General features: G+C 47.6%; 14 protein-coding genes and 1 pseudogene. 1 reads left to right on the top strand and 14 read right to left on the bottom strand.

All coding sequences use genetic code 11. The features are described 5' to 3' along the window. Window positions 1–44: 44 nt before the first annotated feature. The 9 genes and pseudogenes from AR337_RS14180 to AR337_RS23790 form a co-directional block, all read right to left on the bottom strand. Window positions 45–1256 (bottom strand): argininosuccinate synthase, encoded by a 1212-nt coding sequence (locus tag AR337_RS14180; protein ID WP_059172660.1) that lies wholly within the window; start codon window positions 1254–1256, stop codon window positions 45–47. Window positions 1257–1331: 75 nt separating this feature from the next. Beyond that, a complete protein-coding gene (gene argF / locus AR337_RS14175; RefSeq protein WP_059172659.1) occupies window positions 1332–2303 on the bottom strand; it encodes an ornithine carbamoyltransferase in 972 nt (323 codons plus the stop codon). Window positions 2304–2398: 95 nt separating this feature from the next. Further along, window positions 2399–3586: an acetylornithine transaminase gene (locus AR337_RS14170; RefSeq protein WP_059172658.1), complete on the bottom strand. Its 1188-nt coding sequence runs from the start codon at window positions 3584–3586 to the stop codon at window positions 2399–2401. Continuing rightward, entirely contained in the window at window positions 3573–4382 is an 810-nt protein-coding gene (gene argB, locus AR337_RS14165; protein WP_059172657.1) for an acetylglutamate kinase, read from the bottom strand. Before argB ends, AR337_RS14170 begins: the two co-directional genes overlap by 14 nt. A 45-nt stretch (window positions 4383–4427) precedes the next feature. Beyond that, a complete protein-coding gene (gene argJ / locus AR337_RS14160) occupies window positions 4428–5654 on the bottom strand; it encodes a bifunctional ornithine acetyltransferase/N-acetylglutamate synthase (RefSeq protein WP_253701739.1) in 1227 nt (408 codons plus the stop codon). 74 nt (window positions 5655–5728) lie between these two features. Next, window positions 5729–6766 (bottom strand): N-acetyl-gamma-glutamyl-phosphate reductase, encoded by a 1038-nt coding sequence (gene argC / locus AR337_RS14155; protein WP_059172656.1) that lies wholly within the window; start codon window positions 6764–6766, stop codon window positions 5729–5731. A gap of 236 nt (window positions 6767–7002) precedes the next feature. Next, window positions 7003–7983 (bottom strand): glycerophosphodiester phosphodiesterase family protein, encoded by a 981-nt coding sequence (locus AR337_RS14150; protein WP_059172767.1) that lies wholly within the window; start codon window positions 7981–7983, stop codon window positions 7003–7005. Between the two features lie 55 nt (window positions 7984–8038). Next, window positions 8039–8419 carry a glyoxalase/bleomycin resistance/extradiol dioxygenase family protein gene (locus AR337_RS14145; RefSeq protein WP_059172655.1) on the bottom strand — a complete coding sequence of 127 codons (381 nt, stop codon included), beginning with the start codon at window positions 8417–8419 and terminating at the stop codon, window positions 8039–8041. Window positions 8420–8486: 67 nt separating this feature from the next. Further along, window positions 8487–8597, bottom strand: a pseudogene (locus tag AR337_RS23790) (GNAT family N-acetyltransferase); the annotation flags it as partial. A gap of 260 nt (window positions 8598–8857) precedes the next feature. Between AR337_RS23790 and AR337_RS14140 the strand changes: the two are divergent. Next, a complete protein-coding gene (locus tag AR337_RS14140; RefSeq protein WP_059172654.1) occupies window positions 8858–10015 on the top strand; it encodes a metallophosphoesterase in 1158 nt (385 codons plus the stop codon). A gap of 151 nt (window positions 10016–10166) precedes the next feature. Here AR337_RS14140 and AR337_RS14135 read toward each other — a convergent pair whose 3' ends face one another. The 5 genes from AR337_RS14135 to AR337_RS14115 all read right to left on the bottom strand — a co-directional run bounded on the left by AR337_RS14135 (window position 10167) and on the right by AR337_RS14115 (window position 15877). Next, window positions 10167–11066 carry an ABC transporter permease gene (locus AR337_RS14135; RefSeq protein WP_059172653.1) on the bottom strand — a complete coding sequence of 300 codons (900 nt, stop codon included), beginning with the start codon at window positions 11064–11066 and terminating at the stop codon, window positions 10167–10169. Between the two features lie 17 nt (window positions 11067–11083). Then, window positions 11084–12088, bottom strand: a complete 1005-nt coding sequence (locus AR337_RS14130; protein WP_059172652.1) for an ABC transporter permease — start codon at window positions 12086–12088, stop codon at window positions 11084–11086. 154 nt (window positions 12089–12242) lie between these two features. Continuing rightward, window positions 12243–13862 (bottom strand): ABC transporter substrate-binding protein, encoded by a 1620-nt coding sequence (locus AR337_RS14125; RefSeq protein ID WP_059172651.1) that lies wholly within the window; start codon window positions 13860–13862, stop codon window positions 12243–12245. Further along, on the bottom strand, window positions 13846–14883 hold the full coding sequence (locus tag AR337_RS14120; protein WP_059172650.1) for an ABC transporter ATP-binding protein: 1038 nt from the start codon (window positions 14881–14883) through the stop codon (window positions 13846–13848). Before AR337_RS14120 ends, AR337_RS14125 begins: the two co-directional genes overlap by 17 nt. Further along, the gene (locus AR337_RS14115; RefSeq protein WP_059172649.1) at window positions 14864–15877 is read right to left on the bottom strand and encodes an ABC transporter ATP-binding protein; all 1014 of its coding nucleotides are present in this window, start codon (window positions 15875–15877) and stop codon (window positions 14864–14866) included. The genes AR337_RS14120 and AR337_RS14115 overlap by 20 nt, the downstream gene beginning before the upstream one ends. Window positions 15878–16075: the final 198 nt, after the last annotated feature.

Genomic DNA, 16075 nt, shown 5'->3' with positions numbered 1-16075 from the left:
GTTTGGATTGTTGTTTAATTGGAATCGTCCAGCCGGCACAATGCCTATTTCAGGACGGACTGCTTGTTATTAACCTCGGAATAGACCTTTGTCGGCAAACCCCAAATTTTGATGAAGCCTTCAGCCGCACGATGGTCGAACGCGTCGCCCTTCGAATAAGTAGCAAGTTCTTCGTTATACAGGCTGTACGGAGATTTACGGCCAACAGTCATATGGGTCCCTTTATGGAGCTTGACGCGGATTGTACCAGTCACGACTTCCTGAGTCTGGTCGACAAACGCATCCAGCGCGGCTTTTAGCGGTGAGTACCAAAGGCCTTCATAAACGATTTTCGCCATCTGCTGATCGACCTGCGTCTTGAATTGGGTTACCTCACGCGGAAGTGTCAGGAATTCTAGCTCCTTGTGCGCTTGGATAAGGATCAGAGCGGCAGGATTTTCGTACACTTCCCTCGACTTAATGCCGACAAGGCGGTTTTCGATATGGTCGATACGGCCAATGCCATGCTTTCCGCCGAGCTCATTCAGCTTTTCGATCAGCTCGACAAGCGGCAGCTGCTCGCCATTCAGCCCTGTTGGAACACCTTTTTCAAAATCGATTTCAATATATTCCGCCGCGTCCGGAGTGAGTTCAATCGGATTCGTCCAGTCGAATGCCGCTTCTGGAGCCTCGGCCCATGGATCTTCAAGAACGCCGGCCTCACAGGCGCGTCCCCAAATATTCGCGTCTATCGAGAACGGATTATCGAGGTCGACAGGGATTGGAATTCCTTTTTCCTCGGCATACTTGATTTCCTCGTCCCTCGTCATTCCCCATTCACGGACAGGAGCGATGACCTTGAGGTTCGGGTTCAACGCCTGAATTGAAACCTCGAAGCGGACCTGGTCGTTCCCTTTCCCTGTACAGCCATGGGCTACAGCGGCCGCGCCTTCCTTTTCGGCAACTTCAACGAGTAATTTTGAAATAAGCGGCCTTGACAGCGCGGATGAGAGTGGATATTTCCCTTCATATAGGCAGTTCGCCTTCAGGGCAGGTACAATATATTCCTTTGCTAAAATCTCTTTCGCATCAATCATGTAGGCCTTGATTGCGCCGACATTCAGCGCTTTTGTACGGATGGCTTCCAAATCCTTGCCTTCCCCGACATCGAGTCCGAGCGCAATAACGTCATACCCGTACTTTTCCTGGATCCATTTAACAGAAACGGATGTGTCCAATCCACCTGAATATGCCAAAACGATTTTTTCTTTTGCCATGTTTGCACCTCTTTAGTTGATTTGATTTATAGGAAAGAGCTATTTCTGTTTCGTTTTTTTAAAAAATCCGTTTTATTATCCAACCAGCAACGCTTTTAGGATTGCCTTTTGGGCGTGGAGCCTGTTTTCCGCTTCGTCGAACACGACGGAATGAGAACCATCGATGATTTCAGCTGTAACTTCCTCGCCGCGGTGGGCAGGCAGGCAGTGCAGGAAGAGATAATCCTTGTTGGCCAGGCTGCAAAGCTCATCGTTTACCTGGAACGGAGCGAATTTGGAAAGGCGTTCCTGTGCTTCCTCTTCCTGTCCCATGCTCGTCCAAACATCCGTGACGACCACATCGGCACCGGAAATCGCTTCTTGGGGATTCCCGGTTATTAAAACGCTGCTTCCCGTCAAGCCTGCCTCTTTTTTCACCTGGCTTACAATCGCGCTGTTTGGAGCGTAACCGTCCGGGCTCGCAATTCTGATATCCATGCCCATCTTGACAGCCCCTTCAAGAAGGGAGTGCGCCATATTGTTATTGCCGTCCCCAATGTAGCAAAGCTTTAAGCCTTCAAGCTCCCCTTTATGTTCATAGATTGTTAGCAGGTCGGCCAATACCTGGGCTGGGTGATGGAGGTCAGTCAGCCCATTGATGACTGGGACGGAAGCATGCTCGGCAAACTCCTCAATTCGCCCGTGCCCAAAAGTTCGGATCATCACCGCATCAACATACCTTGACAGGACTTTTGCTGTGTCGGCAATTGTTTCTCCGCGTCCAAGCTGGATATCCTTTGTGCTTAAAAAGATGGCTTGGCCGCCAAGCTGCATCATCCCAACCTCAAAAGATACACGTGTCCGTGTCGAAGACTTTTCAAAGATCATCCCTAAAACTTTTCCGCTTAAAAATGGCTGAGGTTTCCCCTGTTTTTGGGCCTTTTTTAGCTGAACTGCCGTTTCAAGCAGCCAGCCCAGCTCTTCCGATGTAAAGTCCGCCAGCTTTAAGAAGTCCTTCCCTTTTAAATTCGGTACAAATGATTCTCCGTTTCTAATTGCGTTGAGCATGCTTTTCCCCTCCGTTGTAGTAACTTTCTTCATCCCGCATTATCTTGGAACGGGCGTTTCACTATATTCAATCAGACAATCCATCACCAATATCGCTAAAATTTCGCGAGCACGTTATCAAGAATTGATAGGAAGTTATCCACTTCTTCTTTCGTTGCCGTTAAAGGCGGGAGAATCCGGACAACCTCCGGGCCAGCCGATAAAATAAGCAGCCGTTGCTGTAAAGCCTCTTTGACAATATCAAGAGCGTTGCCCTCAACCTTTATTCCTTTTAAAAGCCCCAAGCCGCGGATTTCTTTCACACATGTATGCTTTTCTTTCAAAGCGGATAACCCTTCATCAAGATAGCTTGCCAGTTGACCCGCTTCTGTCATGATGCTGCCCTCAAGCAACGTTTTTACGGTTGCAAGGCCAGCTGTTGCCGCAAGCGGATTGCCGCCGAATGTACTGCCGTGGCTTCCCGGTTCAAATCCCTTAGCGGCTTCACTTCCGGCAATAATTGCACCGATAGGGAACCCAGAGCCAAGCCCTTTTGCAATGGAGATGATATCAGGCACGATTCCGTACTGCTCGTATGCAAACAAGGTTCCAGTCCGGCCCATTCCGGTCTGGACTTCATCGATCATTAGCAGGATGCCTTTTTCCTTGCAAATGTGCTCAAGTTCTTTCACCCACAGAGGATCAGCCGGTATAACTCCGCCCTCCCCTTGGACTAGCTCGAGCAGGACTGCGCAGGCACTGCTGGCCTTAATTTCTTCGAGCGCAGCCATATCATTGAATCCAAGGTAACTAAATCCTGGCAGGAGCGGACTGAATCCATCCTGGATTTTTTCCTGGCCTGTTGCCGACAGCGCCGCCATTGTCCTGCCATGGAAGGACTGCCTAAAGGTAAAAATCTCACCCGAGTCGCTTCCCTTTACCTTCCTTGCATACCTTCTAGCAAGCTTGATAGCCGCCTCATTCGCTTCGGTTCCGCTGTTGCAGAAAAACACATAATCACCGAAGCTGTTTTCAACAAGAATCTTAGCTAGTTGTTCCTGGCCCGGAATATGGTAAAGGTTTGAGCAATGCCATAATTCATTCAGTTGTATTTCAATTGCGTTTTTGACCGAGTCGGGTACATGGCCCAGGTTGCACACCGCAATCCCGGAAGTGAAATCAAGGTATTGATTCCCGTCTGTATCCCACACATGGCTCCCTTTCCCTTTTGCGAGGGAAATTGGGAATCTGCTATACGTTTGCATGATTGCCGATTCTTGTTCGGCTGTATTATGAGTTGCCATGGATGGCCTCCTGTTCAAGGGAAATTTTCGTTCCTTCCGATTCTCCGCGGGCGTATGATAGCAGGCTGCCTGGCTCGAGGCCACTGATGATTACCGCCTCCCGGACTCCGTGGCTGAGTGCCTTCGACGCAGCGCGAACCTTTGGAATCATCCCACCCCAAATTTGCCCTGATTCAATGAGTTCTTCAATATCACTTGGAGTGGCCCCGTCCATTTTCACTTTTCCTCCGTCCTTTTCAACAAGGATTCCCGGAATATCGCTAATAAAACAAAGGCTGGCACCTAGAGAAGCTGCGATTGCCGCGGCAGCTGTGTCGCCATTAATGTTGTACCGCTGCCCGGTTCCATCCACTCCAATCGGGGAAATGACCGGTATGAAGCCGCCATTCACTAGATGATCGATAATGGAGGTTTTCACCCTGGAAACTTCACCGACAAAGCCAAGCATTCCGGCGTTATCGGCAGGCCTGGCTTCCAGAAGGCCGCCATCCGTCCCGCTGATGCCGATGGCGCTCCCGCCTGCCTGGGAAAAATTCCGGACAATCTGTTTATTCGCAAGGCCGCTCAGCGCCATTTCCGCAACGTCCAGCACCTCATGGCTCGTGACCCTAAGCCCTCCGGCAAATTCGGTTTCAATGTTCAATTTTGCCAAAAGGGAGGTAATCAGCGGTCCGCCACCGTGGACGATGACCGGTGCCCATTCTCCTGATTTTTTCAACGCAACAATGTCTTCAAATATCGATTGCGGCATGTCATCCATAATGCTCCCGCCGCACTTTATTACCATGTAGCGCATCCTCTTCCTCCTGACAAAATTTTTCTCATTAATCCCGCTGGACAATCAGGTCCGGTAGGATGCGTTGATTTTCACATAGTCATACGTAAGGTCGCAGCCCCAGGCAGACGCCTCGGCATCGCCCTGGTTCAGCTCAACCAGAATATCTATTTCGGTTCCTCCAAGATACGTTTTCACGTCCTCCTCGGAAAAAGGGAGTGGCAATCCGTTTGCAAAAACCGGATAGGATCCAATCGAGACCGCTACCTTTTCAGGAACAACCGGAACGCCGCTGTAGCCAATTGCCGCAACAATCCGGCCCCAGTTGGCATCCTCGCCGTAAATGGCTGTTTTGACAAGGTTCGAGGATATGATCGTTTTGCCTATCGCCCTTGCTGCTTCCATGTTCTCGGCACCGATGACTTTTACCTCGACAAGCTTTGTCGCTCCTTCACCATCGCGGGCGATTTGCTTTGCAAGCGATTCGCAAACTTCCTTCAACCCAGCTGCAAAAGCCTGCCAATCCGGGTGGGCCTCATTGAGGGCTTCGTTTTCCGCTAGGCCGTTTGCCATGACGAGAACCATATCATTCGTGCTTGAGTCCCCATCGACCGTAATCATATTGAAGGTCTTATTCGTTGTATCCTTCAAAGCCGAAAGCAGTGCTGCCTGTTCGACGTTGGCATCGGTTGTAACGAAGGCAAGCATGGTGGCCATATTCGGATGGACCATTCCCGATCCCTTGGCCGCTCCGCTGATTGTTACGCCCTTCCCGTTAATCTCAATCTCTGAAACTGCACTTTTTACGCATGTATCTGTCGTTAAAATGGCTTTTTGAAACTCGTTTTCTCCTTCAAAGCCCGTTTCTAGGATTGAATCTATTCCATGTCGAATGCAATCCATTGGAAGCAGTTCACCAATGACACCTGTAGAGGTTACCGCAACGAGGTGGCTTCCAATTCCCAGCTTGGAGGCAAAACGCTGCTGCATCTCATAAGCATCCTGAATTCCCTGTTCACCTGTACAGGCGTTTGCGTTCCCGGAGTTTACAATCAGTGCTTGGATTTTATTTTCAACAGCAATGCTTTTTTGTGTAACGGCAAGAGGGGCCGCCTGGAAACTGTTTGTTGTGTAGACTCCTGCCGCAACTGCTGGGACTTCCGAAACAATATACCCAAGGTCATTTCGTTTTCTTTTGATTCCGCAGTGCATTCCCCCGGCTTTAAACCCTTTTGGGAGGCAGAAGCCACCCTTTTCTTTCAAACTTGATTCCCCATTCGTTGTTGCTTGCACGGTGATATTCCTCCCTCTTCCTTTTTTTTTAAAAAGCATTCATATTCTGATTGTTTAGTAGTTCGATTCTATTGCTACAAATAGTGCGGGATATCCTCCAGTCCTGCCCGGACATCCCAACCATTCATCAAGTTTGCATTTTGTATTGCCTGGCCCGCCGCACCCTTCATTAAGTTGTCGATTGCAGAGACAATCGTCAGCCTCTGGGTCCGTTCGTCCACATATAGCCCGATATCACAGTAATTGCTCCCGGCTACTTCCTTCGTTGCCGGAAAATTGCCGACTGGCCTTATTCGGACAAAAGGATGGCCTGCGTAAAATTCTTGGTAAATCTCCTGTATTTCATCAACCTTGACCGATTGTGATAAGTTCACATAAATCGTGGCCAGGATTCCTCTCGTCATCGGAGCAAGATGGGCTGTGAAGGTCACCATTACAGGCTCATCAGCTTCAAAGGAAAGAATTTGTTCAATTTCAGGAATATGCTGGTGAGTACCAAGCTTGTAGGCCTTCATGTTTTCATTCACTTCTGAAAAATGAGTTCCCAGGGATACTCCCCTCCCTGCTCCTGAAACCCCTGATTTCGCATCGATAATGATAGACTTCAAGTCTGCAAGACCGGACTTTATAACTGGCAGCAGCCCCAAAAGGGAAGCTGTCGGGTAACAGCCCGGATTGGCTATGATATTCGAACTCTTTATTTTTTCCTGATAGATTTCACTTAATCCGTAAACCGCCTGGCTAATTGTTTGCTCATCGGCTGGCGAATGATTGTACCACTTTTCATAGGTTTCCGGTGATTTCAGCCTGAGATCCCCCGATAAATCAATGCACCGTGCACCGTTTTCCGCCAGTTGGGGAATAAGTGTTTTGCTAATGCCGGATGGAACGGCAGTGAACACAATTTCGGCTTCCTTGCATATGCTATCAGCGTTAAAGCTGGTCATTTCCTGGTTAATTACTCCGGCTGTATGCGGAAATATATCACTGAACCCTATACCTGCATTGGAACTCGATATGATTGGCCCAAGTTGTAAATATGGATGATTGTTGATAATTCTGATCAGTTCGAGCGCACTGTAGCCAGTGCCGCCTATTATTGCTGCTTTCACTTTTCATCCCCCCAATAATGAATTATTATAATTATATATTCATAATTATGCAAGTTGTCTTTTAAAAAACTTTATTTTTTTTAAAAATCAGGCCTTTAGCCTTAATAATTCAGCTTGAAGAAAAAAGCGTTATACATTTAACTGTATAAATATATATATGTAGTAAATTTTAGTAAGGAACGGTGACACCAAAAAACAGGCTGCCAATTCGCAGCCTGTTTTTTTCTAGAATTTCACTATTTCACAAACTCACTTGCAACCTTGTCAATCCTGTTTGTCCAAATCCAGCCCGGGAAATTATCTGGAAGCCGTTCAATATCCTTTTTAGAATCAAATCCCTCCGAAAAACCTCCATCGCCGGCAACAAGGACTACCCTCGTCCCGGCATTGTCCATTCGGCTCACAAATTTCCCAGGCCAGCCCCATAGCCATGGAGCGATTTTTTCAGGGATGTGAACCTGTGTCCGCTCGCACGTCTTCGGCACATATCCCGTCCATCCAACAGCTATATAAGGGAGAAGGCAGCTTTTCAGTGTAGCCTTTGACATGGCCCTCAAATCTGGAAGCTCCTCTTTAAGAGAAGCAATCGGCTCGTCCCCTCCATAAACCGTTAGCTGTCCAAGCCTTTCCTCCGAGAAACCCCGTAAATAGTCTGCGAGCATTTTCCCTTCCTTGGGATCATTGCTCTTTATATGAATCAGAAATTCTTTATCAGGAAACTGTTTTAACACTTCATCGAGCGAGGGCATCAGTGCAATGCCCTTCCCTCTGAATGGAAAGGTTTTTCCACCGTCAGCCGTGTAGCCATAGCCGATATCCAGCTTCTTTAAGTCCGCCATCGTATAATCCCTTGTAACGCCCGAACCGTTCGTCCTGCAGTTCAATTCCCAGTCATGAAACACTGCAAACTGCCCATCCTTCGTTTGATGGATATCCAATTCGACTACATCAGCCCCGGCTTTAAAGGCTGCCTCCATTGAAGGGATTGTATTTTCCAGGTAGCCATGCTCCGGCGGGTATATCCGTTCAGCCGTGCAAGTTTCATTCGTGATCCCAGACATATCAAACGTCTGGGCCACTCCCCTGTGGGCAAGAAGCTTGGGGCTCCCGGAACCCTTGCCGCTAAAGATGGATGTATTGTTTAAAAAAATGAACACGGTTAGAACTGCCAGGAATACAGCTATACGCCTCCCAATTTTTCGCCTCTTCATAAACATTCCCCCTATTAGCAAAAAAGACACTGCCCACCATTTGGACAATGCCTCCTCCATCTTATGCCTGCTGCTGTTTGAAATAATTCATTGCCCAATTGATTCCGTTTTTATCGGTCACCTGGCCATGGATCGCGCCAAAGAAGGTATCCTGCAATTCAACCGTTACTTGGCCTTCTTCACTTAACGCTTCATATACGCTTCTGATTTCTTCTTCCGTATCCAACGTGAGGATAATCCTGACCATGTCGCCAGGGACAGGTTCCTGCTTAAATTTGAAAGCAAAATGGATGTAGGAGCCGTTGCCGAAATGAAGCTCGGCGTGAAGGAGATTTCCCGCATGTTCATTCAGTACTTTTACCTCACCGCCAAGAATTCCCTGGTAGAACTCGATCGCCTCACGGCAGTTGTTTACTAAAACATATGGGCTTGCGCTTTTCATCACTGTAACCTCCCGATTGCTTGTTTCTCAAGCAGTATAGCATACAGGAGTGGCATCTTAAAGCAGGCTAAATTATTTTCGCAAAAACGCACGTATCACGCAATTCCCCGTTAACGGAAAGGGGATCGTTTCTTAAGATTCCTTCCAGAGTAAAACCTAAGCGTTCAGGGATAGCCCTGCAAATAGTGGTGACGGCTTAATAATGCCAAATATGCCAGTATTAATGCCGAACAAGCCAATATTTAAGCCAAATATGCCGATAATAATGCCGAATATGCCGATAATTATGCCAAACTTCGCTATAATTATGCCAAACTATATATATTGAATTCAAAAGGTTAGAGTGAGCGGACGAAGTCGTAAGGATTTACGTAAAAATGCAATTATATTATTCTACTTTTATAGTTTAGAGTTTTCCTCCAAGAAAGGAGCCGCTTCATGAAGTTAAGAATGATTGCCGGTTTTACAATCTTTTTTATCATCTATTCGTTGCTTGTTTTATATATTGGCTGGAATGGCTGGGTTTGGATTAAATCGGTCGGGGTGCCGCAGCCTTCAGTTCTATTGTACGGCGCTATTGTTTTTATTTTGGCTTTCTCCTATCTCCTGGGACGGGCGAAGTTCAGGATGCCGATTTTCACAATAATCGGTTCTTACTGGTTCGGCATATTCCAATATGCGCTGCTCCTGCTGCCGCTTGCCGACGTGGCTGCATTCATTCTGATAGAAACGGGTTTTCCCTCGGGTAAAGTTATTTTTTGGACAGGCCTGATTGTACTTGCAGTCTTTGCCGTTCTTTTCGTCTATGGGACCTATAATGCATACAGCCCTGTAATCAGAAACTATTCAATTGCGATTCCGAAACAGGCCGGCGGGCGGCAAAAGCTGAAGATTGCGATGGCTTCTGATATGCATTTTGGCAATTTGTCCGGGCTTGCCCACCTCCGCAGGCTGGTCGAAATAGCAAACGGGATTAAGCCGGATATTATCCTCTTGCCAGGCGACATCATAGAAGATGACCTTGAGCCATTCATCCGCAAAAAAATGGGTGAAGTGATGAAAGGATTGTCCGCCCCACTCGGTGTTTATGGGGTGCTGGGCAACCATGAATATTATGGCGGAGCCATCCCCGAGTTTGTCCAGGAAATGGACAGGGTCGGCATCCGAATCCTCCAGGACGACGTGATAGAAATAGACGATTCTTTCTTCCTTGCCGGCCGGAAGGATAAGACCGATAAATTTAGGCAGGGGATGAATGACCTTTTGGCCGCCACGGATCCGTCCATGCCGATCATCATGATGGACCACCAGCCCGCGGAGGTCTCGATTGCTGCGGAAAATAGCGTTGACCTTCTACTTTGCGGCCACACCCACCGCGGACAAATGGCACCAAACCATTTTATTACAAAAAAGCTATTTGAAATCGACTGGGGCTATTTGAAAAAAGGGGAACTGCACACAATCGTCTCCTCCGGTTTTGGCTTCTGGGGGCCGCCACTCAGGCTTGGAAGCCGTTCGGAAATAATTGAAATCGACGTTGCTTTTGCAGAGGAAACCGAGCCGCATTACAATAAAAATGAAGGAGCCATCCTCTAAGTAGGGCGGCTCCTTTTGTATCTACTTTTTGCTAACAATGGTGGCTTCCCTTATCCACTCACGGCCCGTAGCGGTTGGAGGGCCTTTTTATTAGTAGGGGTCCCCTTGATTTTTAGAAAAAAAAAAAGAAGACTCTCCTGAGCCTTCTGGTTTAATGTTTCATTTTCGGATCAAGCACATCCCGAAGCCCGTCTCCCATAAGATTAAAGCCGAGGACTGTCAGCATGATTGCCATACCGGGAAAAAACAAGGTCCACGGGGCCTGGGTCAAATAGTTCTTTGAATCCGCGAGCATTCTTCCCCATTCAGGGTCTGGCACCCGAGCTCCCATTCCAAGGAATCCAAGTGCCGCGGCTTCAATTATGGCCGTTGCAATTGCAAGCGTCGCCTGGACGATGACTGGAGTCACGCTGTTCGGCAGGATATGCCTGAACAGGATGCGGCTGTCCCTCATCCCGACCGCCCTGGCTGACATAATGTATTCCTCCTGCTTTACACTCAGTACTTTCGATCGGACAAGCCTCCCGAAATTGGGAATATTGATAATTGCAATTGCAATTAGCGCATTCTGGAGCGACGGGCCTAGGATTGCCACAATCGCGATGGCCAGGAGAATGCTAGGAAATGCAAGCAGGATATCAAATATACGGGAGATCAGCCCATCCACCCAACGCCCATAATAGCCGGCAATGACTCCTAAAAATGTCCCAATAATCGCCGAGGCCAGAACGGAGAAAAAGCCGACCCACAAGGAAATCCGGGCGCCATAGACAACTCTCGAAAAAATATCCCGGCCAAAATCATCTGTCCCGAACCAGTGTTTTTCGGATGGAGGCATAAGCCTGTCCGCCAGAACATGTTCCCGGAAACTGTATGGAGCAATATAAGGAGCGAGAGCCGCTATGACAATAAAGAATATTACGATTAGAAGGCCAATGAGTGCAAGCCTGTTTTTTTGAAAAGAATGCCATGCTTCCTTCCAGGGGGATGCCGCTTCATCATCAAGCGCTGCGGTGGGCATGCCGCCTGTATTTTTTACTAGTTCTGCCATGTTCCTCCCACCCATCCTTAATTGTATTTGATTCGCGGATCGACGAATGCGTATAAAAGATCGACAATCAGGTTGATTAGAACAAATATCCCTGCGATTATCAGGATTCCGGACTGGATGACCGGATAATCACGGAAGCCGATGGCATCGTATAAATAACGGCCAATTCCCGGCCAGCCGAATATCGTTTCTGTCAGAATTGCCCCTCCGAGTAAAAGGCCCGTTTGAAGTCCAATAATTGTTAAAACGGGGATGACGGCATTTTTTAAAGAATGCTTGTACACAACCCAGAACATTGGCAATCCCTTCGCCCTTGCTGTACGGATATAATCGGATTTCATTACCTCAAGCATTGAAGACCGGGTCATTCGCGCTATAATAGCCATCGGTATAGTCGCAAGTGCCATACTCGGCAAAGTTAGATGCCTCGCCACAACGACAAATTGGTCAAACCGTCCCTGCAGCAGTGTATCCAGCAAATAAAAATTCGTTATTGCCGTTACTGGATCCCTTACATTTTCCCTCCCGGTAGTCGGAAGCCAGCCCAGTTCTATGGAAAAAAGCCATTGCCCCATCAAGCCAAGCCAGAAAATCGGCATCGACACCCCGACAAGCGCAATCACCATGGCTGCGTAATCGAACCATGAATTCGAAAACCAGGCGGAAACAATCCCGGCATTTACCCCGATAATGACAGCAATTAACATTGCGGCAAACGCCAGCTCGGCGGTTGCTGCAAGATATGGCCAAATTTCCTCATTTATCGGGCCCCTTGTTCTTAAAGAAATTCCCAAATCCCCCTGGAAAAGGGACTTAACATAGTCAAAATATTGTATGTACCATGGCCGGTCCAATCCAAGCTGGGTTGTCAGCGCTGCGATGGATTCCTTTGTTGCCCTTTGCCCAAGAATAACCTGTGCCGGATCCCCCGGAATCGCATGGATAATCGCAAAAACGATGAGGGTCATCCCAATCAGGACTGGAATAAGTGATATGATTCTCCTTATGGAGTATGTCAACATCTTCTCGCACCTCCTTTTTTCCGTTTTTCAAAAGTGCTATGTTGATTCCTTTCACGGCAATTCGCCTTTGATCAGTTTTATACAAAATGGCTTTACGTTCCTAAGATTCCCATTAAGGCCAAAAGGAGAGCAAGCTCCCCTTTTGGCCGCCAAATTATTTAAATTCGACCTTCATGAGCGATTCAGAACCAGTTGGGTGAGGCACATAACCGGAAATTTCTTTTACAGCTGCGGATAGCGGCCTCGAGTGGACGAGCGGCACCCAAGGAGCATCTTCGTGGATAATGACTTGTGCCTCCTTGTATATTTCGGCGCGTTTCTCCTCATCCGTCTCCGATTGGGCCTTGATTAAAATATCGTGAAGCTCATCATTCGCATAACGGGAATAGTTGCTTCCTCCAATGCTATCCTTATCCAGGAGCGTGTAGAGGAAGTTGTCGGCATCGCCGTTATCGCCTGTCCATCCAAGCATGAACGCGTCAAATTCGCCTTTTTTCGCTTTGTCGAGATACGTTGGCCAGTCAACAGTCTTAATTTCCGCCTGAACGCCAATTTTGCTGAAGCTTTCCTGGATAATTTCGGCGACCTTTTGCCCTTCAGGCATATAAAGGCGTGCTACCGGCATTGCCCACAGATCCATTTTGAATCCTTTCTCAAAGCCTGCTTCCTTCAGCAATTCCTTTGCTTTATCCAAATCATATGGATACGCTTCGATTGCTTCGTTGTACCCCTGGATTGACGGAGGCATCGGATTGACTGCCGGTTTAGCCATTCCGGCATAGAATGCCTGGATAATGGACTCCTTATCAATCGCATGGTTCAGCGCCTGGCGGACAAGCTTATTGTCAAACGGTTTCCTCGTGGTAGTAAAGCCAAGGTAACCAACGTTCATGGATGGGCGCTCAATAACCTGAAGTTTCTCATTGCCTTCAACTTGGGCAACTTCAGCATAGTTCAAGCCGTCCATCATATCGATTTCCCCATTTGCCAGCGCATTGAGGCGGGCTGTATTTTCAGGGATAACCCGGTAAATGAGTTTGTTCAATTTCGGGAAGCCTTTTTGCCAGTAATTTTCATTCTTTTCAAGGGTGATAGTGTCATTCTCTTTCCATTCAACGAACTTGAACGGGCCGGTTCCAACCGGGTTTTTTCGGTAATTATCGCCGTGCTTTTCTAGGGCTGCAGGGCTGGCAATCCCGAAGCATGACATCGCCAGGTTTACAAGGAAGGTAGCCTGCGGCCTTTTCAAAGTGAAAATGATTGTATGCTCATCTTCAACCTTTATTTCCTGGATGACATGGCCTTCGTCTCCCTTATAGCCTCCAAACATAGTGTAATAAGGGAATTGATCCTCATTGCCGCCGGCCCATCGGTCAAAGTTGTATTTGACCGCCTCGGCATTGAAGTCGGTGCCATCATGGAATTTTACGCCTTTTTGAAGTTTGAACGTATAAGTCAGAGAATCATCCGATATTTTCCATTCCTCTGCCAATCCAGGTTGGGTGGATGTATCGCTATCACCAAAGCTTACCAGGGTGTCATAAATATTTTCTGTCACTTTGAAGGTTTCGCCTTCAGTCGTTGTGATCGGATCAAGCGTTACCGAGTCACCGCCTCGGGCATAAACCAGCGTATCCTGTTTCGGTTTAGTTTCGCCCGAAGATTGACCTTTTCCCGATGTGGATTTCTTTGTGCCACCCCCGCTGCTGCAGCCAGCCAGCAATAAACCAACTGCCAGCAGTGCAATCAAGAGCACCTTAAGATTTTTGTTCATAGCCTTTTTTACCCCCGTTTTCTAATTTTGAATTTATCAATCCCGCTGCATTCCCCTCGCCATACAGGTGGCATGCAACGTAATGACCATCATTCGTGATACCTTCCGGCCGGACTGTTGTGCAAACCTCCATACAAGCGGAACATCTTGTGTGGAATGCACAGCCCGACGGAGGATTGGCGGGGCTCGGCAGCTCCCCTTCAATCAGTATGGTTTCTTTCTTCAAATCAGGATCGGGTACTGGTACAGCTGACAAAAGCGCCTTTGTGTACGGATGCTTCGGATTTTCGTACAATTCCTCGCTCCCTGTCAGTTCGATGAGGCGGCCAAGGTACATAACCCCTACCCGGTCACTTATATGGCGTACGACTCCCAGATCGTGTGCGATAAATATATATGTAAGACCAAATTCTTTTTGTATATCCTTCATTAAGTTCAATACCTGGGCCTGGATGGAGACATCCAGTGCAGAAACAGGCTCATCGGCAATAATGAGTTTTGGTTTTGTCATCAACGCCTTTGCTATGCCAATCCGCTGCCTTTGCCCGCCGCTGAACTGGTGAGGATAACGCCGGGCATGGAAGCTGCTCAGCCCGACCACCTCGAGCATTTCTTTCACCAGTCTCTTCCGTTCCACCTTCGATCCAATTCCATGGACAATCAAAGGCTCTTCCAAAATTTCTTCAACTGAATGGCGCGGATTTAAGGAAGCATAGGGATCCTGGAAAACCATCTGGATGTCACGGCGAACCTTTCTCAATTCTGTCGGCGACATTCTCGTAATCTCTTTATCTTCAAAGAGAATTGAACCGTCACTCGCCTCGATTAATCTCATGAGCAGGCGGCCTGTCGTTGACTTTCCGCAGCCGCTCTCCCCGACAATGCCGAGTGTCTCTCCTTTCCTTACATAAAAGGAAATATCATCGACCGCTTTAACCTCGCCGACCTTCATTCCGAACAGGCCGCCTGATATTGGGAAATATTTTTTCAGACCGTTTACTTCAAGAAGTAACTCTTGCATTTTCCCCGCTCCTCTCGCTCGTTTCATACAAAAAGCAGCGGACTTCATGCCCTGGCTGTCCCATTTTATACAACAAAGGCGTCTCTTCGAGGCATCTGCCAAAAACCTCCGCGCACCGGGGGGCAAATCTGCAGCCATTCATAATTGCGCCCGGTCTTGGAACATTGCCGGGAATGCTATACAGCCGCTCCTTTTTTATCCGCAAGTCCGGAACCGACTTCAGGAGTCCTAGCGTATAGGGATGTCTTGGGTTTTTTAAAATAGTCCTGACATCTCCTTCTTCAACAATCTGTCCCGCGTACATGACGATGACCCGCTCACAAATTTCCGCGACGACGCCAAGGTCATGGGTAATCAGAATAATGGTTGTATCTGTTTTTTCGTTTAAATCCTTCATTAGGGCAAGAATTTGGGCCTGAATCGTCACATCCAGAGCAGTAGTAGGTTCATCCGCGATTAGAACCTTAGGGTTGCAGGCCATCGCCATCGCAATCATGATCCGTTGGCGCATTCCTCCCGAAAGCTGGTGGGGGTATTCCTTTAAGATGCCTTCTGCTCTCGGTATCCCTACCAATTGAAGTAATTGGATGCATCTTACCTTTGCTTCTGCCTTGGAAAGGCTTGTATGCAGCCGGATTGCTTCCGTTAGTTGGTTTCCGATTGTGAATAAGGGGTTTAATGAGGTCATTGGTTCCTGAAAAATCATTGAGATTTGATTACCACGGATTTTGCGCCATTCTTTCTCGGGGAGCCCGGCAAGGTTCCTTCCTTCAAACAGAATCTCACCGTCCTCAATAATGCCTGGCGGGGAAGGGATTAGCCCCATTGCGGCAAGTGAAGTCACACTCTTGCCGCTTCCCGACTCGCCAACTATTCCGAGGATCTCTCCCTTTTTGACTTCAAAGCTGATGCCATCTACGGCAGGAAGAAGCCTGTTACTGGTCTGAAAGGAAATCTTTAAATCCTTTATTTTCAAAATCGCCTCTTTTTCCATTGCGTCACCTCAGCCTCAACTCTATGTTATTGAGAGAATTTTTTAATTATACTGAATTCATAAACTATTATGACACTATGATTTTCATATGTGTGTCTAAATTTGTCAAACAATAAAAAAATTTCCCAACCCCTTCAACGCTATAATCTATAATAAAGATGGCAATACACAGGTTGTTGCTTAGAAAAGCTAGATGTT

It is taken from the genome of Bacillus sp. FJAT-27445, from assembly GCF_001510665.1.
In the GTDB taxonomy this organism is placed as follows: Bacteria; Bacillota; Bacilli; order Bacillales; family Cytobacillaceae; genus Bacillus_D.
Note: the sequence above shows the minus strand (reverse complement) of the source record. Positions and strands in the feature narration are given on the sequence as shown.